This window comes from Paenibacillus shenyangensis (genome assembly GCF_000346635.1).
GTDB lineage: Bacteria > Bacillota > Bacilli > Paenibacillales > Paenibacillaceae > Saccharibacillus > Saccharibacillus dauci.
The window spans coordinates 56,329-78,916 of record NZ_AOIG01000029.1 but is presented as its reverse complement, the minus strand read 5'-3'; the positions used below and the strand labels follow the sequence as shown (position 1 = coordinate 78,916).

The following is a 22,588-nucleotide window of genomic DNA, read 5'->3' as shown; positions in this document are numbered from 1 at the left end:
CACCGGCAACCAAGCAACACCCACATAAATGTATACAAATGGAGGGCATATGATAGAAGTTAGAATTCAAAAGGAAATAAGGACGTACAAAGAAAAACTGTTCTTTGGGCTGACGCTTAGACAGCTTCTATGCACGATTATAGCCTTTGCGATCAATATTCCGCTTTATTGGTATGGAAGAGATATTGTAGGGGCAGATACGGCAAGCTGGATAGCTATTCTTATTGCAATGCCTATATTTCTCATTGGCTATTTTAATTACAACGGAATGACATTTGAGCAGTTCCTGAAAACTGTGATTCAGCAAGAGCTGGTTTACCCCCAAAAAAGAAAATACCAGACGGCCAACTTATTCGAAGTATTGATCAAGGCTAGCAAGAAAGAGGAGGGGAAAAAGCGTGCTATTTTTAAAACCAAAAAAGGCAAAAAAGAAAGTCAGAATTCCTAAGTCCTCACAGCAATCGATCCCTTACTCAAGTATTACTGATGACGGAATTATGAAGCACGGAAAAGACCGATTCTCCAAAGTCTTCTCATACATCGACATCAATTACCAAGTAGGGAAGCAGGATGATCAGGAAGAGGTATTTTCTCATTATTGCCAGTTCTTAAACTCCTTTGACTCTAATATGAACTTACAGGTATCTATAGAAAATAAGAATATCAATAGAGGTGAACTGGAGAAGAAAATCATAGTTGAAAATAAAGATGATTTCATGAGTCCTTTCCGAGAAGAATACAACACCATGATCAAGGACAAAATATCGGGCGGAAAGAATGAAATCCAAAAAGAAAAGTATGTAACTATTAATATTGAATCTATTTCTGTAGAGGAAGCCCGTAATACTTTTACTCGTTTAGAGCGTGAAACTCAAGCCATCTTTAAGAAGATGGGAAGTTCAATTACCGGATTAAATGCAGCTGCAAGATTGGAGCAGCTACATGACGTTTATCGAATGGGGCAAGAAGGGCATTTCCGGTATGAACCGACAGAAACCAAAAGAAAGGGACTTATCACTAAAGATCTTATCGCAGCCGACTCATTAACCTTTAAAAGAGACCATATGATTATCGGTAATAAGTATGCCAGGGCTATTTATATTAAAGATTTACCTACTTTCCTGAATGATAAGTTTTTAAGTGAAGTTACCGATTTTAGTTTCAATATGCTGCTTACTATGAATATTAAATCGGTCGATTCCCATAAAGCCTTGCGTCTTGTCAAAAAGCAAATTACAGGTATGGAAGCGAACAAAATTGAGTATCAGAAAAAAAGTGTGAAAAACGGCTATTTGGAAGCATTTATCCCCCATGAGTTGAGACACTCGTTAGCTGAAGCAAACGAATTACTGGATGATCTAATCAACAAAAACCAAAAAATGTTTGTTACTAATGTTGTGATCGTCCATTTTGCAGACACATTAGAAGGACTCGATAAAGATACAAAAGAAATTTCTGCTGTAGGTAATAAATTTTTATGTCAGGTTGGAACACTACATTACCAACAGGAAGACGCATTAAATTCATGTTTGCCGTTTGGCCTGAATTTGCTTAACATTTCCCGAACCCTTACTACAGAAAGTACAGCAATTTTCATGCCATTCACAAATCAAGAGTTGTTCCAGGAAGGCGGTATGTACTACGGGCTTAATGCAGTATCCAGAAAGTTGATCATGTTTAGCCGGTTATCCCTACAAACCCCTAACGGATTTATATTAGGAACACCGGGATCGGGTAAGAGTTTTGCTGCAAAACGTGAAATGGCTAATGTGCTATTAAATACTGAAGACGATGTTATTATCATCGATCCAGAGCGCGAATACACGAGGCTTGTAAATAACTTTAAAGGCGAGGTTATTCATATCTCTGCAGGATCTAAAAACTATATTAATCCTTTGGATATGACTATGGATTATGCGGATGATGATGATCCGCTCATGCTGAAATCTGATTTTGTATTGTCGCTATGTGAAGTAATCGTAGGTGGACGTTATGGGTTGAGTCCGAAAGAAAAATCGATTATTGATCGCTGCTTAAAGCTTACGTATCATGAATACCTCAAATCGTTTGATAAGAAGGATATCCCTACGCTGATTGACTTCTATGAAAAGCTAAAGGAACAAGAAGATCCGGAAGCTATGGAAATTGCTACCGCCCTCGAGCTGTACGTTAAAGGCAATTTGTCTGTATTTGCGAACAAGACGAATATTAATATCAACAATCGCTTGGTATGTTTTGATATTAAAGATTTAGGGAAGCAGCTTAAAACAATGGGAATGCTGATTGTTTTAGACCAAGTATGGAATCGCATTACCATGAACAGAAGTAAGGGCAAGAATACATGGATCTATATTGATGAAATCTATCTTTTATTCACAAACGAATACTCTGCTTCATTCTTATATGAACTCTGGAAACGTGCAAGAAAGTGGGGAGGTATTCCAACCGGCATTACCCAGAATGTAGAGGACTTGCTGAAATCTGATCTTGCCCGAACAATGCTCTCAAATTCAATGTTCCTTATGATGCTCAACCAAGCTAAATCGGATCGGAAAGAACTGGCAGCGCTTTTGGATATTTCAGAAACCCAGCTCAGTTACGTTACCAATGCAGATCAAGGACAAGGATTGATGTTTATAGGGAACGGCGAAGGTAAAGGGATCATTCCATTTGAAGATGAGTTCCCGAAAGATACTAAATTGTATGGAATGATGACAACCAAAGTATCCGAAGTCAGACAGGAAGAACTCATGTTAGAGCAGGAGAATACAGCATGAGTGAGCCGACAGGAACATCCAAGCCAACTATAAGCTATCTGAAGCCTGCATTAAATAAAAAGCTGAAACTAAATAGAACTCTATCAACGAACCCCTCTTCACATGTCAGGGGGGGTCGTTCCTTACTAAAAGAGCATATAAAGCAAGAAACTCGACAACGTTTAAAAACAATGCCACGCGAACATGCTAAACGTGGTTTAAGGCACACAGCGAGAGCTGTAGATCATTTTGATCAGGAAGAAAGCCATGAGAGTATTCAGTCTCTTGAATTGGCACGAGAGGGAACTAAGAAAGCCAGAAACACATTTGTTACCGCTAAAAAAGCCAGTAACAGAATTAAAGAGACAGGACGCTCTATTCGTACTAGAAAAGAGCCTAGAAGCTTTTCTGCAAGAAAGTCGAGTAGCACTAAAACTCAAAATACTGCAGTACCTACATCAAGTAAAATCAAGATGTTAACTCACCGATCGAGCCCTAAAAATAAGTATTCTGCTGCATTGAAGGGAAAGGCAGCTGTCAAGAAGTCTATGCAGCTTCCGGCAGTACAGCAGGCTATGAAACAACTTATGAAGCGGCTCATGGCTTCGATAGCGTCTAATCCTAAAGTATGGATAATAGGCGCAGCGGTGGGAGCAGTACTGTTTTTACTACTGATGGTAACCAATAATATTGGTGGAGCAAGTACATCTGCAGCCGGTTCTTTTTTTATGACAGATGAAGACAATGCCAAAAGCTATAAAAATGAGATCCAGCAGTTAAACACTGATTTTCAAAACAAAATAGTTCAACTGAAAAATAGTGGTGGCTATGATGATGTCCGAGTAGAGTACATGAACGAGGATGGAGTAGCACAAGCGAACTGGGTTGAAGTTTTTGCTGTTCTAACTGTTCATTTTGAACAAGATTTGGATTTCACGGATAAACAATCAGTTTATTTGAAAGAGCTGTATAAAGAATTCAATGAAATAAAGACAAGTAAACAAACCTATTATGAAAAAAAGTGTAGACATAAAAATGGAAAAAAAGTCTGCAAGAATGAAAGAAAGAAGCGTTTGATTATAAAGGTGTATTCCTATGATATGGAAGATGTATTCACAAAAATAGGGTTCAATGAAGAGCAAGAAGATTGGGCAAGAAGGTTAGTAACATCTGGCGGCATACAAGAACAATTTCCTGATCTAGTGCAGGAAATTGGTGGAGGTACAACGGGGCCAGCACCTATACCAATAAATCCGGGTGATTACCCTGATATTGAAAATGTGGGAGCAGCCAGACAACAGCTTATTCAGACCGCTCTAACATTAGTCGGAAAGGTAAGCTATTTCTGGGGTGGAAAAAGTGCTCCTGGATGGAACAGTGAATGGGGAAAACCAAAGTTAATCACTGCTCCCGGAAGCGAGAAATCAGGTACAGTACGTCCGTATGGATTAGATTGCAGTGGTTTTATCGATTGGGCTTTTAAAACAGGAGGTTTAGGAAATACAATGTCCGGCGGAGGTACATCTTATCAATGGGGGCGAACTACATCTATCAGCATGAGTGAATTACAGCCCGGCGATCTAGTGTTTAAAAATATCCCTGGAAACGGTGGAATTAATCATATTGGTATTTACATCGGCAGGAATTCTAATAATAACCCGTTGTATGTGCATTGTTCTTCAAGTCATGGCGTGGTAGTGAACAGTTATAAAGGGTTCAAGTATCCAAGGCGACCAATAGCATTTCAATAAATGAAGGTAAGGTGAATTCATGAAATACAAGATATTAACTACTGCAGCAGTGATGTCCATAATTACTGCAACAGTGTCCTTACCGGTCTTTGCTACAGAAGCAAATAGCGGCAATGCTGCCGCTTCAGTTTCTGTTCAAACAGAAACCACGGATAAAGCAAAAGTAGCAACCGAGTCAGAGACCGATTCCAAAACAGAAAATATCCCTAAAGATAAAGTTAAAGATAAAACTCAATCAGACACCGAATCGATTAAGAAAAAGGAACAAGTAAAGCCACCTACTGCTACTTCTAAGCCAGCAACGGTGAAGATTGTACCGAAAGCAGAACAAAAGCCAAAAGACGCAACAGCAGCCAAGAAAGAGCTTGAAAAGAAGAAAAGTCCTGTTGTAACTCCTGCAATTCCTGTTCCATCAGCTCCTATAGTAAAAGAACCAGTTGAAATTATTGCTACTAGATTAGATGCCAGCGCTTTAGTGCCTGAAAATTTTGATAAAACGATCCTGATTAATCTGTTAGGGAGTGAGAGTCAAAATATTGTCGTTCGCTTAGATAAAATCAATGATTACCTGTATTCCGAAGAAATTGAACCAGGACAGTATGAGGTCAGTTTTGTAAATATTGTTGGGGAAAATGCAGCTGATTATAGTATTGATTTTGAAAGAAAAGTGACGATCAGAAAAGGAGAAGTTAATAAACTCAATATGCAAATAAATGAGAAAATGCTTCAAAGCGGAGAGACTGATCCTCCTAAAGAATACGAAGGCGTTTCTCAGGAACATTTAGAAAAAATGTTGAATACCAATACAACTTCTTCAGATGAAAATAAAAGTGTATTAGAAACAGAAGTTGCTAAAGATCCTTTTATAATCGCAGCACCTGCAGAGAAGGAAGTAAGCAAACCTGTAACAATGAGTCCAGCAGCAATAAATATGATTTTATGGGTTGCGATCATATTAGGTGGATCTCTACTATTCTTCTTATATAAAAAAATCAGTTATAAACATGACTATTATGACTGCTGATCAACTAGGAGGTTTTAAAATGTTGGTATTTAACTCGTCGGATATTGATGTACCCAACTATTTAGTTGAAGAACTGGCAGAACACGTGGTGATCCATAGGCTTGTAGATGCTGATGAAATGGAAAACTATGATGATAGAGAGCTGCATATTACAGTAGATGGTCACTATGTTATTCCTAATGTGAAAAAGTGTGAAAATATTGAGCAAGCGAAACAGGTGATCCTTAATCTTTGGGGATTATCTTCAATAGATCAATGATAAACATTAATAGAATGGGGGAAATATGATGGAAGAAAAGTTATTTAAACTGTTGCAAAAGGAAGAAAATTTGCTTAATCGGAAAGCTAAGCTAGAGGATGAAATAAAAAAAGTACAATCTCAGATTAAAGAATTGGAGCATCAACAAAAAGTGCGTGAGATTGAGGACAGTATTGTTGTATTAAGTGGACATGGAATTAACCTGAAAGATGTCATCAAAGAGATCCAAAAGGGGAATTTTGACCATCTTAAACAAGTCGTTACCAGTTCAAATAAACAAGAATCAGAAGAAGTAGGGCATCAATATCAAGGAGCAGGGGCTGTTTAAACTAAAGGAAGGAACTGAGCAGGAAGTTCAGTTCCTTCCTTTAAATAATCTCTTGGAGGAAACCAATGATTTTGAGTTCTTGTGATTTTTGTGAAAGAAAGAATGTATTTATAAGAGAGCACTTTGATAAGTGGGGAGATCATATTTTGAATCAATGCTTTTATGGCTGCGATGATCCCAAAAATATTCCTAATGAACCAGAAGAGACGTTAATAATAAAGTCAGTGGAAAAAGTACACAGTATACTTTGTTACAGTACAGAGTGGAGAATAACATTAAGTGTGAACGGTCGGAGCTGGTGGACAAGATTACAACTTTTGAATGGAGAAACAGAAAGTAGTGTTACAAAAATGATTCAAAAGTGCAGAAATACTAAAGAAGTAGAACGATTGAACAAGCATATAAAGTTCGATTAAAATTTTTAAATTTACACATACATTTACGTATACGTATACGTATACGTAAATGTATATTATAATTTCTTGTATAGATAACTTTATAGTATGCTCAACAGTTACGATCAGCGAATAAAGCGAATTTGTTTATAAAAGCTATTCTGGATATAAATCAAGAGCTGCAGCAGACTCAGCATATACTTAATGAGATCAAAACAGCATTGGAATTAAATAATGAAGCTGCCGATACAAGCCCAGCAACAATAACGAATGTTAATTATCCTTCTGTTCAGCAGGCGAGTACGAACCAAAAGTATCTACTCGATGCCAAGTAATGACTATCATTCTTAAAAGGAGCGTCTTTATGAATATCCCGAAAAGTAAATCTCAACCAGACAAGAATAAGTACCTTCAAGACGTAGAGAACGATACGCGGGTGGAGCTGATTGTTGAGATTATGGATCAGCAATTAATGGAGCATTGGGAAGCAGCTCTAAAACGAAGCATAGAATCTTGGAGGATAAAGGAAATAAAGAACGTAGGGATCAAAATTGCATTCTGGAAACCGTTTGGTCCAAAATTAAGAAATCATGGAATTGAAGATACTGTAGAATTTGGGCTAGAAGAAATGTTGCATAATGCTTGCTCAGAGCCTTTTAGGAAGATATTTTTAAGGTTAGACCAAACCAAGCCAGAATATGCGGCAATAGAATATCTGAAAGAACTAAGCAGCTTACCGCAGCCTGACTATTATACGGGGCAGCTATTCAGTAAAGTAATACAGGCATCTAAAGCAGTGCCTAAAATACAACGGATCTTGGATATAAACGAATATACCAATTCGTTTATAAAGCTACACGATCATGCATATGTCATTAAATTTAGCATTTCGTAATTTGATCGCTACCGCTGCGTTTAAGTCACTGGGAATGACCAAGACGACGTTTTATGAAAAAGTAAAAGAGTATGAAGGAATCAATGTGTAGAATAATAGAGTGGCCGCTTCAGGGTGAAGCAGAAAGGAAAATGTACAGTGAACGATTCAGAACGGAAGCTTGTCCGGATTTTGTATAATCATTTTTCAAAAAATCGCTGTATGCCTGGCTGGACGTTCTTGATCCGGTCAACTGGCAAAACCAAACCGCAGCTGATCGATACGCTGGATGGTCTGCAGGCGACAAGCGTTCTTACTTGGTCAGAGCAGGAACCGACAACGATCCAGCTGCTGCAGTTACCAGAGCAGCATAAAAAAACACCGGCAGTGAGTGCCGATCGCTATTATACCGAATACTAATCCTATGATCGGAAAGGGCGTTTATCGATGCGTCAAAGTTTATTTATGAAATATACAGCGCTGCTGCTGCAGCTGGCGGTTGTGATCGGTTCGGTTTTAATCATTGAGTGGCTTTTATTTTATGAGAAGTCGACCGGTGCATTAATCGGCGGCTTCCTATTAGCCGGGATTTTGTTTGTGATTAGCCTGATAGTGGTGTACCGGGTGACGAAGCAAGATGATTTATTTTTGTTCGTGGTTCGCGCGGTGGTCGTGATCGTGGTGATCACGGTGATATTCGGAGCCGTGACTGCGCTGGGGTTGGGTCGTCCAGCTGCAGAGGGGTTTGTACTGGCTTTCAAAATGATGATTTTCGCCATGATGATACTGTTAGTTTCTCAGATCGGCAAAAAAGTAATGTGACCGATTCAAGATTAGGATTGTTCGGTTTTGGCTTCTGCCGGCAGCCCATTTTTCCGGAATGCCATGGACGTTTTGATTCAAAAACCCGAACGTTATTTTGCGGCCATGTTTCAGCTTAGACCCAATTTGTATAAATTAAGTTAGAAAATTAATTTTTCTAACTTATTGTTGCACAATTTTGGTTTAAAGGGGATTGAGGCAATGATTAATACAAGAGATAGAGCCATCATATTAGAGCGTATGCGCTATTCTAAGCGCTTGAGCGATAACGGACAGCTTCAGGAATTGATTCAGGAAACCGAGCTGCTCATGGCTTTTCTGGTTAGTCTGGAAGAACATAAGCCGGACGCGCGCCGGGCGCAGCTATTGGAAGAACTGCAGCAGCATCAGGAGATTACAGCGATCCGGAAGAAGAATCTGCAGCTGGTGAATCATATGCCGGATTATGAGAAGGAGCGTGTGCTGAACGCGCTGGTTACCCGGATGGATAATGATCCGCTATTTCATCAGCAGTTGGTTGCTGCCCTGGGCGATGTTACCGGTGCCAACCTGAAAACCATTCAATAGCATAAGGGCTCACGCTACCAGCTCTAAGGCGGCAAAGAACGCCGCCTAAGACCTGCTACGCGCCGCTGGCTACTACTCAGGTCGATAACTACAGCGACTAAGCAGCGGAGCTGCCAAGTCGCTGTACGTTCCTATCCTTCGCTTACGCAGCCACGGAGCGTACAAGCGGAAAACCCAAAAGAATACTTCTCAAAGGTCGAGTGCTGGAAACCCAGCACTCTTTTTTTATGTCCAGATCCAAACCAAAAAGAGCCAAAAGAAGAGAGAACCGGCACGCCGGTTCTTTTTTAATTAAAACATTTTTTCCCCTTTTGACTTCCGCATAGTAACCCATAGCAGTTCATCTAAGAAAAAAAAGTCAGAGAACTCACCCCCTAAAGGGGCTCTAACTTTTTTTTCTAAGATTCTCAGTCCGATCGTCAAGGGGGGAAAAGTTTTCCGTCCAAGATCGGGACGAAAAACTTTTGTCCCAAGATCACCCTTGACGACCGGACTATGCCAAGGTTACTAAGCTCCGCGTCAAAAGGGAAAAAAATTCCTTTTCGGGACATTAACCTATGCGTCAGTCAAAAAGACAAAAAATGTCCCGAGACAAAAAACAAAACCGAAAGAGAGTGATCAAACATGAATGACTACGAATACGAAACACAGGGCGAACGCACCGAACAGCGCACACTTCACACCGTGTCTGCACTGGAATGGATGAAGGAGATGCGTAACCCACAGTTCGGGGAATTGTCGAAAGGCGAAACCGCGTTCTTGGATGGGCTGGAAATGCGAATTGCACGGGGTGACTTTTATGTCAGTTCGCACGAGCTGGGAAATGCCGAATTGCTGCTGCAGCCTATCGATGAATGGGTGTCCAAATGGGATCAAGCCAACGACCCAGCGACTGGCAATTTTGATCCGGGGTTAGAACGGGTTTTGGAAGATTTTCGGGAATATGACGAGTTCAGTGCTTTTGAGCATGTAGTCGATATGGACACCTGCAGCCACTGCGGTAAAGAAAACCGGGATGTTAAAACGTTCATGGACGAGCACGAAAATATTCATCGGGAATGTTATTACGGCTGCGACGATCCACGGAGCGGCGCACAAGGTGAGGAATTTGACGCATGGGAAGAAGGGGAATAAACAAGCGTGTGGCAAAGCGCTTCAGGAGTAGCGTACAAGGAATGCCAAATACAGTTATGGGGGTCATAGAACAATGAGTTACAGTGCAACGAGTTACAGCACGATTGGACGGTGTGAAGAATGTCACCAGACAGGACGGTATTTGGAGCAAATGGATTTTGTCGAAGGAAATAACGGCTACGTGAGTATTGAGGTTTGCGCGTATGGATGCGACAGCGAACACAGCCAAGCCGAGCCGGTTATGGACATGGTGGACAAGCTGCTGCAGGCGGAAATCAAGCTGCTCAAACAGGATCTACGCAAAGTAAATGTCATGCCGATCAAAGCCGCCAGAGAAGAAGCGCAAAAGGGTCTGCAGCTGAAAATCGGAATTTGCGAGAGTCTTCAAGATTATAACAAAAAGGATCGGTTGAACGTGGATGATTGGAGCCGAATTATGAGCCTGTCCAATCGGTGGGAACGTGATACCGACCGCGCGATTAACCAGCGTAAGGCGATGCGGCAGACCACGAAATGTATAGCCGATGTGGAGCGGCTGCAAGCCGATAAGCGGCTATATCATGAGCTACGCCGGTACGCGCATGGGCAATGTATGTAACGAAAAAGAGCTTCAGCCGCGGGAACGACTGAAGCCCAGATTTACCTAGAGAAAGAACAGCAAGGGGAAACTTACTGTTTCCCCGATTATATCACAAATGAATAAGCAAGGGGAATCAGAATGAGTAACAATCAATTTATCTATCAAATGGTCACGGACAAGATTTTGGAGAAGCTGCGGCAAGGGGTTGCCGTATGGCGGCAGTCCTGGGTGAATATGTTCCCGGTGAACTGGGTCACGCAAAAGCCGTATCGCGGTGTGAATCTGTTTTTGGTAGAGCCGGGCGAATATGCCACGCTGAAGCAAATCAAGGATGCCGGGGGGCGCGTGAAGCCCAGCGAGCTAAAAAATTCATCGGTTGTGGTGTTTTGGAAAATGCTGAAATACAAAAACGATGATCCGGACAGCGGCGACGAGGGAGACGGTCAAAAATTGGTACCGTACCTCAAGTATTACCGGGTGTACAACGTCGGTACCCAGTGTACAGGCATCAAGCCGAAAGGGCTGCAGTTGCAAAAGCGCAACCAGCATACACCGATCAAAGCCGCGGAACAGCTCATAAAGAATTACAAAGATGCGCCGCCGGTATACTACGCATCCGGACGCGCCTACTATAGTCCGAAAATCGACCGTATCAGTATGCCGCCGATAGAAGATTTTGACACGCCGGAAGACTATTATGCGACCAAGTTCCACGAGCTGGCGCACAGCACCGGACACAAAAGCCGGTTAGACCGGGATCTGCAGGAGATCGCCGCATTTGGTGACGAGTGTTATTCCAAAGAGGAATTAGTCGCCGAGCTGACCGCCGCCATGATGTGCGGCATTGCCGGGATCGATGGCAGTACGCTGGATCAAAGCGCGGCGTACTTGGATTCTTGGATCAAGCAGTTAGAGGACGATCCGCGATTAATCGTTAACGCTGCAGCGCAAGCACAGCGCGCCGCCGACTATATGCAGGGAATTACCTATTAAACCAACGACAGGGTAGCCGGTCGGCTACCCTGATTCCAAATATAGGGAGGAACATACTATGAGATATCGGTACTACTATAAACGAGATACACGCGCATGTTTGAATACGGTTCGCCGGTTGATTGAATCCGGACGGCTGAAGGTGAGCGAGATTGTCGCCATCCGGGGGAACTTCAGTAATGCCAAGTGGTACCGGTTTACGATCCGCACCAAAACCGAACAGTTCCAGTTCAAAGGGATTAGCTGGTTTTACTACGGCACCGGCTCCCTGGGGCTGCAGCAGGTTTTGCGGTGGCTGCTGGTTCCGGACGTTTACCGGGATGCGGTACTGGATGTGAACCAGCAGGGCGACACGTTTCAGCCGAACTGCTTTGTGATTCCGGGGAAGGGGTGCGGCGCATGAATAAGGTCAAGCGATTGGCGGCGATCCAGATTACCGGCGGCAGGAACTACCGGGCGCGGTTTGAGGTGTCCGGCTGCCCGGTGCAGGTAGAGTTCCAGCGGATCGATAACTTTTTGCAGCACTGCGAACAGCTCCGGGCGGAAGGGGTGCGAAGCGTAGACGGGATGCTGAAGCAGGTGAACCCGCTGGCTGCCGTGTACTACAGCTTTTTTGAAGTCGAGGGGCGCAAGATTTACCAAGTAGCTAACGAGCTGCAGGACATGCTGCAGCGGCTGCAGCGTAGTATGGAATACTTGATTGCTGCCGCACCGGTTCAGATTCAAGCCAGTTAAGAGCCGCACGGGGGAACCCTCCCCCGGGCTTTTCACATATCCCAAACCCAAACACAGGAGGTATTCCAGATGCGTATCTATGAAAATGCGACCGCGACGGCAAGGAAAATCCGAAAAGTGTTAAAGCAGCGTTTCCCCGAAACAGCGTTTATTGTGCGATCGGCAAAAGATGCTGTCAACGTGGATTGGACAGATGGACCGCTGGAAGAAGACGTGACGGCGGCGGTAGGGTGGATGGAGAGCAAGCGCAGCAGCCAAGACCCCGAAATCGGCTATTTGTGGGAAGGGCAGTCCTATTGCGGCGCAGAGTACATTTTTATGCACCGGACAATCAGCGACGAACGCCGGGAAGCGATCCGGACGTTCATGCATGAGACCGATCCGGAAGGCGCGGATAGTCTGACCAGCAAACTGCAGTGGACAGCCGCCGAAAAGCGGATGCAGCAGCACTTTTGTACCGAGGACTTGGTTTCAAACCAAGCCCAAGACGTGTACACGTCGCCGGGAAAAAAGCGGCTGTTTCTCGTGGAACATGCCGAGCAGCTGACCGCAGAGCAGCAACTCAAATACGATCTGCTCCGGCAGCTGCTGGCGAATTGCGAGAAACTACCGAACGGCGAAATGATCCTATTACGGCATGGGGCGTTTATCGATGCGGCATTTTTATCGATGGCGCAGCTGATGTACCCGGACAATAAATAGACGGCGGTCTGCCGGCACGAATCTGCCGGCACGAATCTGCCGGCAGAAGCGCGAAAGGAGACAATCATGACTTTTCCTATTAAGACGGTGATCCCTACGGTGATTACTCAGATTTCAGGCATTGCCGGGCTGGTCTTCCGGAAGCAGCAGGTCAAGCCGATCCGGACGGAAGGGAACTTTTCGCAATACGAGCTGGGAACCGGTCTGTATGAGATCCACCAAGAAGATATGTACTTGTATTTGTTTGTGGAACACGGACGGGGGCAGTATGTGACCATATCCGGCGCGCTGCAAAAAGCGGAGCAGCTGCAGGTACCGGATGAAGAATAAGGGAACCGGCTGCAGCGCAGCATAGTATAATAGTGGTGCGGCGTACCTGGTACGCTGCACTACATAACTAACAATCAACGGAGGAACGTTTATGCATACATGCGGATATTGTGGGACGGAAGTACAGGTAAAGGTGAACATGGCGTACTGCTCTTTTTGCGAGATGGATCTATGGGAAGAAGATATTACCGAAGATGGACAGCGTCGGGAACTGGTCGTACAAAAGGCGGTACTGCTGATCGACGCCAAGCGTCCTACCCCTTATCTGATGGAGCAGAGTGCGTTTTCCTTGATTAAGCTGCTGAAGCTGGTACGTGCCGAGCGCAAACGGCTGTATGAAATGTCTCGTTTATTCCGGAAAGGCAATGAGGTAGGAGGCGGCTTTACTGAGCAGCAGCAGGTGGTCAACGAGGATTACGAGCTTTTTTGTCGTAAAGCCTGGGCAATTGAGAACATTTTACGTGATAAAATGGGCGTTTTTCCAGCGCGTATTACGGACGATATGCTGGAAAAAATGCTGGAACAAATGCATAAACAAGGATACGATATAATGAATTTTCGTGCACCGCGTTCCTATACTGATTCATTAAAGAAATAGTTTGCTTGAGCTCAATTTATTAGTTCTAAAGTGACTAAACATGACGTATAGGACAATATAGTGATTAAGCAGCCTGGTCATGCTTTATAGAACAAAAAAAGTTCATCTTCAAGATCTGTCAGCAAACCATGCCTATTATCTACAGCTCATCATAAGATACGGATGTTCAAAAAAATAAATATATGTTGTAAAATCCTCCATATTTTAACTTTATAGATGAGAGCGTATCTGGCCAGACCCCCAAACCTAATATATTGGAAGAATACAAAATGGCAGAATATCAAGAATATACAAAAGTGATGAAATTAAGTCGTGTAGAATTGGAACAAATACATGAAGTTGCTTACTTGGTGCGTGATGCATACGAGAACAAGCGCAGTCAAAGCTTTTTGCAGAGGAAACTGGCGCCTTTATTTAAGAGAATCGGTGTAGGATCTTCAATTGCTACCATTTTGCGTATTCCAATTCCTGCTCCTGCTAAATTTGCGCTTGCTATTGTTTCCTTAGGCGGTGCCTTTATCGTTATCGATTATTATCTTAATATGCTGAAGCAGGGCGAACGTGATTTGCTGAAGGCGAAAACCTGGGCGTAGCAGCATAAAGAGAGTTATAAGTACTTCCAGATCGAAATTGGATTTATGGAATACATGACGAAGACGCCCCAGGGACGCGAATCTATCGTCTATGTTCAACTGGCTGATTCGATTCGCCGAGCGCAGAAGCATGATGGCACCTGGGTAAATGTATAAATAAAAAAATCCGACTACTGTATCATTCAGTAATCGGATTTTTTTGCTCTTATTGGTATCGGAACTTTCATAGCTTTATAAAAATGTTTATGACAAGATATCAATATTTAGATATAGATAATATGTTTTTCAGCCTGCAATGTGATCAACACCGCAGGTTTTTTATGCATTTACTATTTAATCAATCGACATTATCCCCTATTCACTATATCTTTCAAGATGCCGTTATAAGAGTTGGAACCAGATGGACTATTAGAAATTTGATTTACATAATCCATCGGTCTGTATGATCTAATCAGAGCCGTTTACAAACGAAGTGAAGGAGCAAATATCATGAATAAAAAGAAAGTTTGGAAGTTTATTGGATGGTTGTTTATTCCCTACATTATGATTTTCTTTCAGTGGAACAAATTATCCGGAGTGAAACGAGGATTAGGAGTGACCTGGGCAGCGATCTCTTTGATATCCGGTATCAGCAATGGTCAGGCAGCACAGTCACCTGCAGCCCAACAAGCGGCAGAGTCTGCGCAAACCGTGAAGATCCAGCAAGCTGCTGAATCGCCACCTGCTGCCGTAGAGTCATCTACCAAAATAGGATATGATGCTACTATCCAGTTCCCGGCAGACCGGTATCCTCAAACAGCCAAACATATTAAAGCAGCGATATCCGGCGGAAAAGAAGCCGTCTGTACGATTGATCGCGCGGGTGCAAAGGAAAACCGCAGCGAAGCATTAACTGGAATGACTACCAAAGAAGGATATGACCGTGATGAGTGGCCGATGGCCATGTGTGCAGAAGGCGGAGCCGGAGCAGACGTCGCTTATGTAGAATCGTCTGACAATCGCGGCGCAGGCTCCTGGGTAGGTCACCAATTAAGTGAGTATCCGGATGGCACTCGCATCCGCTTTGTGATTGCAAACGCAGAGGTGAAGTCAGCTGATGCAAAGAAAAAAGAGACAGCGCCTGCAGAGAAAAAACCAGCTGCACCGAAGACCCCGGCTGCACAACCAGAATTGAAAAAGCAGCCGGTGAAAGAGGAAATGCCGATTGTAAAAGAAGAGCCATCCAGCGATGTATTCTATCAAAATTGCTCTGCAGTCAGAGAAGCAGGAATGGATCCGCTATATGAAGGTGATCCAGGATACAGTACCAAATTGGATCGGGACCGGGACGGTGTCGCCTGCGAGTAAGGGGTCTACCGACTGAGTTATAAAATGAAGAATTGTTCCTTCCAATCATGGTATAATTAAAGATGGAAAGATAAGTGTCCGGCGGTACGCGGCACGGCATCGCAGCCCGAAAGGGGGTGGAGCCATGTCGCACCTTGATTTTGTGATGAGTTTGCTTAACGTAGGAATCAAAGCAGCCCAGCTTGTACTGGTGATTCTGCAGGTACGTCACTTGATTCAGCAAAGCAAACAAAAGCGCAAAAACAAGAAAAACCGCCGGTCATAGAGGTTGGGGAACCTAAACCGGCGGTTTTCTTGAACTATGCTGTTTGAGCGATCGCCGTGTTGTCCGCCGATCTTATCGATTCCAGCCTGCAGTGTTAGCGCACTGCAGGCCTTCTTTATATTCTAATGATACACCAGAATAATCTAAAATGAAACGGGGCATGCCCGTTTTTCAGAGATGACGGAGGATTTGAGATGATTTTCTTTATACATAAAATTTGCGTGGAAGACTTACAAAAAGCGCCTGATCCCTATCAGCAGCTTCTGAAATGGACAGAAAACGGCAGAGCGGTATCCCTTGAAGGTCTTGATCCGGAAGAAAAATTAGCCCAGTGGGAGCGACTACTTGCTCATCCGTATTATCAGATGGTTCGCATCGATGAACATTCTCCAAGGTCTTGGAAGACTTACACAGAGATCGAATCCGATGGTTATTCCCCTTATGCCACTCGAGAATTGCTCAATAAGCTGGCCAGCAAAGAGGATGAAATCGAGGAGAATTTAGAGCGGCAGGAAGAAGAAATTCAATCGACACTGGACCAAATGGGTAATCAGCTACCGGAATCTTCGCGTATCGCCTTACAGAATCGCCTTGTTGCATTGGAAAACGAGTCGTGGGAAATACTGGACAAGCTCAAGCAGTGGATCAATGAAGAGAAAGACAGAGACCAGTTCCGTAGTCCTCTTCGGTATGCGAATATGTATGGTATTCAGAATCCGTTTCACTACGCTATGGTGTATGCTTCAGAAATTCGTGCCTTGCATGTGAAAAGTCTGATGGGGCTTTCCTTGCATGAGCAGATCCGAACGGCACAGCAGGCAGAAGAGCTCGTTCAACTATTGATTCCGTTTGTATTAGAACAAGAAAAGATTCTATATGGAAATGGATATCCTCCAGTTACGTTGTATATCTATTCTGATCATCATGAGCCGGTACGCTGGCAGCTGGGACGATGTGAACCTGCGCCTATGGAAGAACAATATCCTCCTAAAGTATAACGGGATGCAGGGGAGCAAGCCGCAGCAACCCTTGCATTTCCATATAAGAAGTATATAAAAATAAGTGGTGCATTATAGGTGTCTGTACAAAGGGATTTACTTGGTATCAAATAATTTTAAACACGGGTTGTAAAAGTGGTCGAAATATCTCCTTTAGTAGTGTAAGGGCAAAAAGAAGAATTAAAAAAGGGATGTACCCTTCTGATTCTACGCCTTTAACCTAATCATGGCTGTAAATTACACGTATCAATATGACAATCTGTTACACGTTATTAAAACACCAGCGAGCAATATTGTTTCTGAAGTCATTAAGAAACCGGTATGTTCAACTTCCTTTTATGGAATGAATGGTGGTTTTTTTGCAGGGGGAAAATATACGGCTCCGCCTGTGGCAGGAATTTCAATCTCGCATAATGGAGTGGTGGGAGATCCCATTTCAAACAATAATAGTGATTCAGTTCGAGGAACTTTTTTTACTTATTCGGAAAACAACTCGATTAAAGCTGGGATTGCTCGTTGTAATAATGTTGCGGATCTTAAAAATAAAGTAGGGGCGTTATCTTTCAAAACCATCATTGGTGGAGGAAGTCTAATGTTACGATCATCCGATGATCAATTCAATGAAGTGTGGGACGACGAAGGGTTTGAGGTAAGCAAGCTTGCTGTAACTAGACGTTCTGCTCTGGGATTTAAAAAAGAAAGCGATGGTTATTACGCTTATTTGGTGGTTTCTGGCGGGCTTTGTTCTATTAGTCAAATTCGTAACTATATGCGAGATTCAATTGGTTGTACAGACGCTATTCACTTGGACGGAAGCGGTTCAGCTCAAATGCAGTGCTATCGTAATGGATCTCTTTTGCAAGAAAAAGGATCTGATGGAGGGGCTGGTCGATATATTTGGAATATGGTTCGTTTAATTAAAACCAATTAAGTAAAAAAGCCGTGAGCGCACTCACGGCTTTTTTATTATTCTTTTGTAAGATCAAGAGTTTGGAGTTCATAGATTTCATAGGCATGTTCATTTACATATCTATCCCATAGCTCTACTTTATTCCCAACTTTGATATTGTTAAAGTCTGCTTCTTGCCGAACTTGAGTGTGTTTCTCTCCTTCGCTTCCAAGAGGCATAGGCATATTGATGAAAAATGTAGAATTTTTAGTAACCGCGTGACCAGATCCATCATCTAAGGTAATCCAATAATATAATTTTGCACCATCTATATTGCTATCTAACTTTTCTATTTTTGTAATCGTACCTTTGTAATAAAGTTGTGTAGTAGAGTGATTATCGTCTTTGAAAAATAACCATGCCCCACCAATAATAAGAACAGCTATTATCAAAATAATCCAGAATTTACGCTGTAATTTCAACTGGTATTCATCCTCCTATAGTAGTTTATCTAATGTAAACGTAGAAAGAGAGTAAGAAGTTACATATTTATTTATTTTTAGTTATAAATATCCAGAAAATTAAATCTTTAGAGAAAAGGAACTATAGTTAGAAAGAAAAAGAGGACTTAATAAATAGAAACTAAAGTTTCAATGATACTAATGTGGTTTTCATTTATAGAGAATGTTTGCTGCTTGAAGAAGCAAGCTTAACTCTCTAGGATACATTTCATGCTATAATAAAACGTGGAAAGGTAAGTGTCCGGCGGTCTGCGGCACGGCATCGCAACCCGAAAGGGGGTGAGGCCATGTCGCACCTTGATTTTATGATGAGTTTGCTCAACGTGGGAATCAAAGCAGTCCAGTTCATTCTGGTGATCCTGCAGGTACGTCATCTGATTCAACAGAGTAAACAACAGCGTAAAAGCAAGAAAAACCGCCGGTCGTAGTGGTGGGAGCCCTATCCGGCAGTTTTTCTTATGACATTCTGTTATAAGCGATCGCCGTGTATGTCCGCCGATCTTATCGATTCCTGCCCGTAGTGTTGGTAGCACTACGGACTTATTTTGGATACCTTTATTATACCCTCAAATTCCCTTTAAGTCACCTAAAGTCATTTGAATTGCATTTAGGTCACGTAAATTCCCTTTGTTTCTTTATATAGTCCACTAAAGTCACACAGAGGGAGTACTATGACATATTCGGTACATAATGCAATGAAATAACTTCATAGCAGAACTTTCCATGTCTACTTAATTGAAGCGAGTCCAGTAGATATACGTGATAGTTTTCAACAGATAGGAGCATACATATGAAATTCCAAAAGGTTATGAATCAGATGACCGGTAGAGATAAGCTGCTGGACAAAATCGAACAGCTGGAGCAGCAGCTGCAGCAGCTGCAGCAGCTGCAAAGTGAACATCAGACTATAAAAAACGGATCTGAACGATAAAACCGGCCGATTGATTGACGCAAACAATCAGTACAGCAAGCTGCAGAGCCAGGCCAAAGCCCTGATGTCTGCCTATAAGAAGCTGCAGGGAGATTACCAGAAGGTTTCAGCTGCGCAGCATACGTATAAACAGCGGTACGGGGAGATCATTGAACCGGTGTTGTCTGGCAATCAGATCAGTGAATATGATGCAGATAAAAGCTTTTTTGATCAGAAGGAGCAAATTAAAGGCAATCCATTCAATGAGCATCAGGTTCAGGCAATCCGTTACCCGATGGATAAGAACTTACGGATCGTTGCCGGCGCCGGTAGTGGAAAAACGGATACGATTTGTGTGAAGGCCGCCTATTTTATGCAAATGGAGCAGGTGCCGGCTTCTGCGATGTGTATGGTCACTTTTACTAAAAAAGCGGCAAATGAAATGAAACATCGAGTCAATAAATTTTTAGAAACCGATAATTCTCGCATCGCTATCGGCACCTTTCACAGTATTTTTGGTCTTTTGTTTAAGCAGCTGCTGAAGCAGGTACCTGCCTGTGTTGCCGTCGGTGTCACAGGAAATATTCAGGAGGATAGTAGTGAACGAGAGCGCCAATTGTTCCGTGATCTTATCCGGAAACATCAGCTTCATGACCTGAATAAAGAAGGTGAAAAAAACCTGCGGGAACGTATCGAGTACTGGACGAGTCTGACTTATGATGTACATGATATGAAAGCATTTATCCGTAAGCATTATAAAGATCGGAATACCACTTTTGCCGAACCGATCGACAGTCGGTTTTATAATTTATACACCGAATTTCTCGAGGAGCGATCTCGACAGCAAATTTTTATCTATGATGATTACATGATGAATCTGTATCAGGCGCTGCAGCAGTACGAATCCGCCCGGCAGTTTGTACAGAATCGCTTTCGCTACATTTTTGTTGATGAATTTCAGGATATTAATCCGCTGCAAGTTGAAATTTTACGTCTGATTGCACCGCCGGATGGCACCGGGGCCAAGCTGATTATCGTGGGTGATGATGATCAAAGTATCTATGCATTCCGCGGTTCAGATCCACAGTATATCAAAGAATTTCATACGGTATATGATACGCATACCATTGAGCTGATGATCAATTACCGGTCCAAGCAGAATATTGTGCAAGCGGGTAACCGGGTGATCCATTACAATGCGCATGATCGAATTGAGAAGCGCATGGATCCATTCCATCTATCCAGCGGCGATGCTTATGTCTGGGCAGCTGCTGATCAGACAGAAGAGGCTGAATGGATTATTAAAAAAGCTCAGGAACGGGGTAAAGCTGAACCATTCGAATATAAAGGCGACCAGGCAGGAAAAGTAGAGCCGATTAATTATACCTTATCGACCGTGCTATACCGGTCGGCTGGGCAACTGCAGGCGGTATACCAAACCTTGGATATGCATAATATCCCGTATGTGATCGAAAGCAGTGAAGACATTATGGGAATCTTTAATATATCCATATTTAAAAAGGCCTTTCAAGCCTGGAATAACCTGCTTAGGGAAGATCCCCTTACGGAAGCCAGAGCATGGGAAACTTTACTACTGGGAACGACCCAGGCTTATTATATTAGTGAGAAGAATTTCAGAACTTTCATGCATAGTCATGATGGAACTTCAGTCAATGAGCTGCTGAAGGACTTTGTAGACTTTATCAAACGGGAACAGCCTAAAACAGATCTAACCCTCTTGCAAAACTACTTCAATAGTTTGATTAAGCTGTTCCGGAATCAGCCGGCTTCCGTGCAAGTGATGGAGTTTGTTGATCCACTGCTGCAGTTCCCGGTGAACAGCAAAAAACTGACCAAGGAGGAAATCGCTTGGATCCGGAAGGAGTGTATAGCGTACCCATCCTGGTCCAAGCTACTGGGGTATCACCAGCGTTTGCGCCAACGAAAGGCAGAAATGTGAAAGAACCTGGAGCGCTACCATAAAGGCGAGTACAATGCTCTCCAATTCATGACCATTCATAAAAGCAAAGGGTTAGCGTTCAGCAATGTTTTTGTGATTGGTGTATATGATGGAGGGCTGCCTTCCAGAAGAGCAATACCGCTACGAAAGATTGATCTGGTCGAGTGCCGGGAGAAAAGCAGAACCGCTGACGATAATTGAGGAAGAGCGCCGACTGATGTATGTAGCTGCGACCCGAGCGGAGCAGAATTTATATCTGACCTTCCCGAAAACATAACAAGGCAAGTCGGTGAAACGCTTGATGTTTTTAAGAGAATTACAGTTGCCGATCCAGAATGGATAGGCGGAAATAGAAGATCAAAACAAAGCAACGGTCTTGCGAAGCCCATGGTTATCATCCAAGAACCGAATAAATTCAGTGATCAGTGCTGCTAAAGACTCTCGTAAAGAGAGTTTTCTAATCCTAATTTAAGTAAGCGCTTACATAAATGATTGAGGGATATCCGTTATACGAGGCTGAAGCAGCCCACACAGCAGGTTGCTTACTTAGAAGAACCAGAAGGATGAGTCATTAAGCAGCGGGCAAAGTAATGGTGGCTTGTGACGTGTAAAAAGCATAACCACGCTCCATCCGATTGGCTAAACGTTCAAATCCATTATCCAGCTTGTAACAGTTTTGAATGTTGAGATGCTGGGGAGTATCTGGATTGAATTCCAGCACGACCAGGTGTATAGCTTCATCCAGCAAATAATACAGTTCAAAACGATTTTGATAATAGCTGTAATATCTCGATGGCTTCCGAAAGGTTTTTTCATGTCGGCCATAGGCCATAGGGGCGTTGAGATGCGACAGCAGGTAAGGCAGCATCTTCCGTAAATCGGCAGAATGACCACCCTCCTCATCCGGTCGCTCAATATGTGGGCGCTCCTCTTCTCGGAATTGGATACTTTTGCCGAGGTACTGCTGATCCTCTTTCAGTACCAGCTGCGGAAGGTTAGTCGTCAAGATACCGACTTGAATAGGTTGTTGTAAAGGGATTGTGTTAAACATAATTTGTTATCTCCTATAATAGGTATGGTACCGATGAAAACCGGTCCGAAGACTTCTGACGGGTGATAGGTAATGATCTAAAACAGGTGGTGACGTACACGTCGGTGTTCGTCTTTCTACCAACCTTTTATGCAGCGGGACCGGGAGCGATAACACGTAGCCGGTGCGATCGCTCCCAACCTCCCCTGCAGAAGGATTGGTGCAGG

Annotated in this window: 31 protein-coding genes and 2 pseudogenes; 31 read left to right on the top strand and 2 right to left on the bottom strand. The window is 43.1% G+C overall.

Translation table 11 applies throughout. The annotated features are described in order from the left end of the window. Nucleotides 1–49 precede the first annotated feature (49 nt). The 26 genes and pseudogenes from H065_RS26575 to H065_RS27505 all read left to right on the top strand — a co-directional run bounded on the left by H065_RS26575 (nt 50) and on the right by H065_RS27505 (nt 17,982). Nucleotides 50–448: a PrgI family protein gene (locus tag H065_RS26575; RefSeq protein WP_017815226.1), complete on the top strand. Its 399-nt coding sequence runs from the start codon at nt 50–52 to the stop codon at nt 446–448. Beyond that, on the top strand, nt 399–2,777 hold the full coding sequence (locus H065_RS0121810; RefSeq protein WP_017815225.1) for a VirB4-like conjugal transfer ATPase, CD1110 family: 2,379 nt from the start codon (nt 399–401) through the stop codon (nt 2,775–2,777). Before H065_RS26575 ends, H065_RS0121810 begins: the two co-directional genes overlap by 50 nt. Continuing rightward, the gene (locus tag H065_RS0121805; protein WP_017815224.1) at nt 2,774–4,507 is read left to right on the top strand and encodes a C40 family peptidase; all 1,734 of its coding nucleotides are present in this window, start codon (nt 2,774–2,776) and stop codon (nt 4,505–4,507) included. The genes H065_RS0121810 and H065_RS0121805 overlap by 4 nt, the downstream gene beginning before the upstream one ends. Before the next feature lie 19 nt (nt 4,508–4,526). Beyond that, on the top strand, nt 4,527–5,531 hold the full coding sequence (locus H065_RS0121800; protein ID WP_017815223.1) for a hypothetical protein: 1,005 nt from the start codon (nt 4,527–4,529) through the stop codon (nt 5,529–5,531). Between the two features lie 19 nt (nt 5,532–5,550). Beyond that, complete coding sequence (locus tag H065_RS0121795; protein ID WP_017815222.1) at nt 5,551–5,790, top strand: hypothetical protein; 240 nt, start codon at nt 5,551–5,553, stop codon at nt 5,788–5,790. A 25-nt stretch (nt 5,791–5,815) separates the two neighbouring features. After that, nucleotides 5,816–6,118 (top strand): hypothetical protein, encoded by a 303-nt coding sequence (locus H065_RS0121790; RefSeq protein WP_193746796.1) that lies wholly within the window; start codon nt 5,816–5,818, stop codon nt 6,116–6,118. 65 nt (nt 6,119–6,183) lie between these two features. Then, nucleotides 6,184–6,534 (top strand): hypothetical protein, encoded by a 351-nt coding sequence (locus tag H065_RS0121785; protein WP_017815220.1) that lies wholly within the window; start codon nt 6,184–6,186, stop codon nt 6,532–6,534. A gap of 122 nt (nt 6,535–6,656) precedes the next feature. Continuing rightward, the gene (locus tag H065_RS28380; protein ID WP_017815219.1) at nt 6,657–6,848 is read left to right on the top strand and encodes a hypothetical protein; all 192 of its coding nucleotides are present in this window, start codon (nt 6,657–6,659) and stop codon (nt 6,846–6,848) included. Nucleotides 6,849–6,877: 29 nt separating this feature from the next. Further along, nucleotides 6,878–7,408 carry a hypothetical protein gene (locus H065_RS0121775; RefSeq protein ID WP_017815218.1) on the top strand — a complete coding sequence of 177 codons (531 nt, stop codon included), beginning with the start codon at nt 6,878–6,880 and terminating at the stop codon, nt 7,406–7,408. 219 nt (nt 7,409–7,627) lie between these two features. Continuing rightward, entirely contained in the window at nt 7,628–7,807 is a 180-nt protein-coding gene (locus H065_RS26570; protein ID WP_152425966.1) for a hypothetical protein, read from the top strand. A gap of 45 nt (nt 7,808–7,852) precedes the next feature. Next, nucleotides 7,853–8,209 carry a hypothetical protein gene (locus H065_RS0121765; RefSeq protein ID WP_238558013.1) on the top strand — a complete coding sequence of 119 codons (357 nt, stop codon included), beginning with the start codon at nt 7,853–7,855 and terminating at the stop codon, nt 8,207–8,209. 201 nt (nt 8,210–8,410) lie between these two features. Continuing rightward, nucleotides 8,411–8,776 carry a hypothetical protein gene (locus H065_RS0121760; RefSeq protein ID WP_017815215.1) on the top strand — a complete coding sequence of 122 codons (366 nt, stop codon included), beginning with the start codon at nt 8,411–8,413 and terminating at the stop codon, nt 8,774–8,776. Between the two features lie 624 nt (nt 8,777–9,400). Further along, nucleotides 9,401–9,910, top strand: a complete 510-nt coding sequence (locus tag H065_RS0121755) for a hypothetical protein (RefSeq protein ID WP_017815214.1) — start codon at nt 9,401–9,403, stop codon at nt 9,908–9,910. A 73-nt stretch (nt 9,911–9,983) separates the two neighbouring features. Next, nucleotides 9,984–10,508, top strand: a complete 525-nt coding sequence (locus tag H065_RS0121750) for a hypothetical protein (protein WP_017815213.1) — start codon at nt 9,984–9,986, stop codon at nt 10,506–10,508. Between the two features lie 120 nt (nt 10,509–10,628). Further along, nucleotides 10,629–11,483 (top strand): ArdC family protein, encoded by an 855-nt coding sequence (locus H065_RS0121745; protein ID WP_017815212.1) that lies wholly within the window; start codon nt 10,629–10,631, stop codon nt 11,481–11,483. Between the two features lie 58 nt (nt 11,484–11,541). Next, nucleotides 11,542–11,886: a hypothetical protein gene (locus H065_RS0121740; protein WP_017815211.1), complete on the top strand. Its 345-nt coding sequence runs from the start codon at nt 11,542–11,544 to the stop codon at nt 11,884–11,886. Beyond that, nucleotides 11,883–12,218 (top strand): hypothetical protein, encoded by a 336-nt coding sequence (locus H065_RS0121735; protein WP_017815210.1) that lies wholly within the window; start codon nt 11,883–11,885, stop codon nt 12,216–12,218. The genes H065_RS0121740 and H065_RS0121735 overlap by 4 nt, the downstream gene beginning before the upstream one ends. Nucleotides 12,219–12,287: 69 nt before the next feature. Further along, nucleotides 12,288–12,920 carry an LPD29 domain-containing protein gene (locus tag H065_RS27225; protein ID WP_017815209.1) on the top strand — a complete coding sequence of 211 codons (633 nt, stop codon included), beginning with the start codon at nt 12,288–12,290 and terminating at the stop codon, nt 12,918–12,920. A gap of 66 nt (nt 12,921–12,986) precedes the next feature. Then, complete coding sequence (locus tag H065_RS0121725; protein ID WP_017815208.1) at nt 12,987–13,250, top strand: hypothetical protein; 264 nt, start codon at nt 12,987–12,989, stop codon at nt 13,248–13,250. A 91-nt stretch (nt 13,251–13,341) separates the two neighbouring features. Beyond that, nucleotides 13,342–13,848, top strand: coding sequence for a hypothetical protein (locus H065_RS27220; RefSeq protein WP_017815207.1), 507 nt, complete (start codon nt 13,342–13,344; stop codon nt 13,846–13,848). A gap of 269 nt (nt 13,849–14,117) precedes the next feature. After that, on the top strand, nt 14,118–14,441 hold the full coding sequence (locus H065_RS0121715; RefSeq protein WP_017815206.1) for a hypothetical protein: 324 nt from the start codon (nt 14,118–14,120) through the stop codon (nt 14,439–14,441). A 690-nt stretch (nt 14,442–15,131) separates the two neighbouring features. After that, a pseudogene (locus H065_RS28375) lies at nt 15,132–15,512 on the top strand (NucA/NucB deoxyribonuclease domain-containing protein); the annotation flags it as partial. 126 nt (nt 15,513–15,638) lie between these two features. Further along, entirely contained in the window at nt 15,639–15,788 is a 150-nt protein-coding gene (locus tag H065_RS28495) for an excalibur calcium-binding domain-containing protein (protein WP_274517943.1), read from the top strand. Between the two features lie 124 nt (nt 15,789–15,912). Continuing rightward, complete coding sequence (locus H065_RS28015) at nt 15,913–16,053, top strand: hypothetical protein (protein WP_017815204.1); 141 nt, start codon at nt 15,913–15,915, stop codon at nt 16,051–16,053. A 221-nt stretch (nt 16,054–16,274) separates the two neighbouring features. Continuing rightward, complete coding sequence (locus H065_RS0121700) at nt 16,275–17,051, top strand: hypothetical protein (protein ID WP_238558012.1); 777 nt, start codon at nt 16,275–16,277, stop codon at nt 17,049–17,051. Between the two features lie 226 nt (nt 17,052–17,277). After that, nucleotides 17,278–17,982, top strand: a complete 705-nt coding sequence (locus H065_RS27505; protein WP_081604192.1) for a phosphodiester glycosidase family protein — start codon at nt 17,278–17,280, stop codon at nt 17,980–17,982. Nucleotides 17,983–18,017: 35 nt separating this feature from the next. Here H065_RS27505 and H065_RS0121685 read toward each other — a convergent pair whose 3' ends face one another. Next, nucleotides 18,018–18,422 carry a hypothetical protein gene (locus H065_RS0121685; protein ID WP_017815200.1) on the bottom strand — a complete coding sequence of 135 codons (405 nt, stop codon included), beginning with the start codon at nt 18,420–18,422 and terminating at the stop codon, nt 18,018–18,020. A 326-nt stretch (nt 18,423–18,748) separates the two neighbouring features. Here H065_RS0121685 and H065_RS28010 point away from each other — a divergent pair, with 326 nt between their 5' ends. The 5 genes and pseudogenes from H065_RS28010 to H065_RS27745 all read left to right on the top strand — a co-directional run bounded on the left by H065_RS28010 (nt 18,749) and on the right by H065_RS27745 (nt 21,608). Beyond that, nucleotides 18,749–18,889: a hypothetical protein gene (locus H065_RS28010; protein WP_017815199.1), complete on the top strand. Its 141-nt coding sequence runs from the start codon at nt 18,749–18,751 to the stop codon at nt 18,887–18,889. 362 nt (nt 18,890–19,251) lie between these two features. Beyond that, complete coding sequence (locus tag H065_RS28005) at nt 19,252–19,392, top strand: hypothetical protein (RefSeq protein ID WP_017815198.1); 141 nt, start codon at nt 19,252–19,254, stop codon at nt 19,390–19,392. A gap of 10 nt (nt 19,393–19,402) precedes the next feature. After that, nucleotides 19,403–21,331 (top strand): UvrD-helicase domain-containing protein, encoded by a 1,929-nt coding sequence (locus H065_RS26550; RefSeq protein WP_017815197.1) that lies wholly within the window; start codon nt 19,403–19,405, stop codon nt 21,329–21,331. Nucleotides 21,332–21,379: 48 nt separating this feature from the next. Continuing rightward, a pseudogene (locus H065_RS28620) lies at nt 21,380–21,424 on the top strand (hypothetical protein); the annotation flags it as partial. 13 nt (nt 21,425–21,437) lie between these two features. Continuing rightward, nucleotides 21,438–21,608: a 3'-5' exonuclease gene (locus H065_RS27745; protein WP_152425965.1), complete on the top strand. Its 171-nt coding sequence runs from the start codon at nt 21,438–21,440 to the stop codon at nt 21,606–21,608. Between the two features lie 294 nt (nt 21,609–21,902). Here the strand turns inward: H065_RS27745 and H065_RS0121665 are convergent, their stop codons facing one another. Then, nucleotides 21,903–22,382, bottom strand: a complete 480-nt coding sequence (locus H065_RS0121665; protein WP_017815195.1) for a hypothetical protein — start codon at nt 22,380–22,382, stop codon at nt 21,903–21,905. Nucleotides 22,383–22,588 lie beyond the last annotated feature (206 nt).

Coding starts and splice junctions, on each gene's coding strand:
- H065_RS26575 (WP_017815226.1), top strand. CDS start 50: ATGATAGAAGTTAGAATTCAAAAGGAAATAAGGACGTACAAAGAAAAA.
- H065_RS0121805 (WP_017815224.1), top strand. CDS start 2,774: ATGAGTGAGCCGACAGGAACATCCAAGCCAACTATAAGCTATCTGAAG.
- H065_RS0121800 (WP_017815223.1), top strand. CDS start 4,527: ATGAAATACAAGATATTAACTACTGCAGCAGTGATGTCCATAATTACT.
- H065_RS0121795 (WP_017815222.1), top strand. CDS start 5,551: ATGTTGGTATTTAACTCGTCGGATATTGATGTACCCAACTATTTAGTT.
- H065_RS0121790 (WP_193746796.1), top strand. CDS start 5,816: ATGATGGAAGAAAAGTTATTTAAACTGTTGCAAAAGGAAGAAAATTTG.
- H065_RS0121785 (WP_017815220.1), top strand. CDS start 6,184: ATGATTTTGAGTTCTTGTGATTTTTGTGAAAGAAAGAATGTATTTATA.
- H065_RS0121775 (WP_017815218.1), top strand. CDS start 6,878: ATGAATATCCCGAAAAGTAAATCTCAACCAGACAAGAATAAGTACCTT.
- H065_RS0121765 (WP_238558013.1), top strand. CDS start 7,853: ATGAAATATACAGCGCTGCTGCTGCAGCTGGCGGTTGTGATCGGTTCG.
- H065_RS0121760 (WP_017815215.1), top strand. CDS start 8,411: ATGATTAATACAAGAGATAGAGCCATCATATTAGAGCGTATGCGCTAT.
- H065_RS0121755 (WP_017815214.1), top strand. CDS start 9,401: ATGAATGACTACGAATACGAAACACAGGGCGAACGCACCGAACAGCGC.
- H065_RS0121750 (WP_017815213.1), top strand. CDS start 9,984: ATGAGTTACAGTGCAACGAGTTACAGCACGATTGGACGGTGTGAAGAA.
- H065_RS0121745 (WP_017815212.1), top strand. CDS start 10,629: ATGAGTAACAATCAATTTATCTATCAAATGGTCACGGACAAGATTTTG.
- H065_RS0121740 (WP_017815211.1), top strand. CDS start 11,542: ATGAGATATCGGTACTACTATAAACGAGATACACGCGCATGTTTGAAT.
- H065_RS0121735 (WP_017815210.1), top strand. CDS start 11,883: ATGAATAAGGTCAAGCGATTGGCGGCGATCCAGATTACCGGCGGCAGG.
- H065_RS27225 (WP_017815209.1), top strand. CDS start 12,288: ATGCGTATCTATGAAAATGCGACCGCGACGGCAAGGAAAATCCGAAAA.
- H065_RS0121725 (WP_017815208.1), top strand. CDS start 12,987: ATGACTTTTCCTATTAAGACGGTGATCCCTACGGTGATTACTCAGATT.
- H065_RS27220 (WP_017815207.1), top strand. CDS start 13,342: ATGCATACATGCGGATATTGTGGGACGGAAGTACAGGTAAAGGTGAAC.
- H065_RS0121715 (WP_017815206.1), top strand. CDS start 14,118: ATGGCAGAATATCAAGAATATACAAAAGTGATGAAATTAAGTCGTGTA.
- H065_RS28495 (WP_274517943.1), top strand. CDS start 15,639: ATGCCGATTGTAAAAGAAGAGCCATCCAGCGATGTATTCTATCAAAAT.
- H065_RS28015 (WP_017815204.1), top strand. CDS start 15,913: ATGTCGCACCTTGATTTTGTGATGAGTTTGCTTAACGTAGGAATCAAA.
- H065_RS27505 (WP_081604192.1), top strand. CDS start 17,278: ATGGCTGTAAATTACACGTATCAATATGACAATCTGTTACACGTTATT.
- H065_RS28010 (WP_017815199.1), top strand. CDS start 18,749: ATGTCGCACCTTGATTTTATGATGAGTTTGCTCAACGTGGGAATCAAA.
- H065_RS28005 (WP_017815198.1), top strand. CDS start 19,252: ATGAAATTCCAAAAGGTTATGAATCAGATGACCGGTAGAGATAAGCTG.
- H065_RS27745 (WP_152425965.1), top strand. CDS start 21,438: ATGATGGAGGGCTGCCTTCCAGAAGAGCAATACCGCTACGAAAGATTG.
- H065_RS0121665 (WP_017815195.1), bottom strand. CDS start 22,382: ATGTTTAACACAATCCCTTTACAACAACCTATTCAAGTCGGTATCTTG.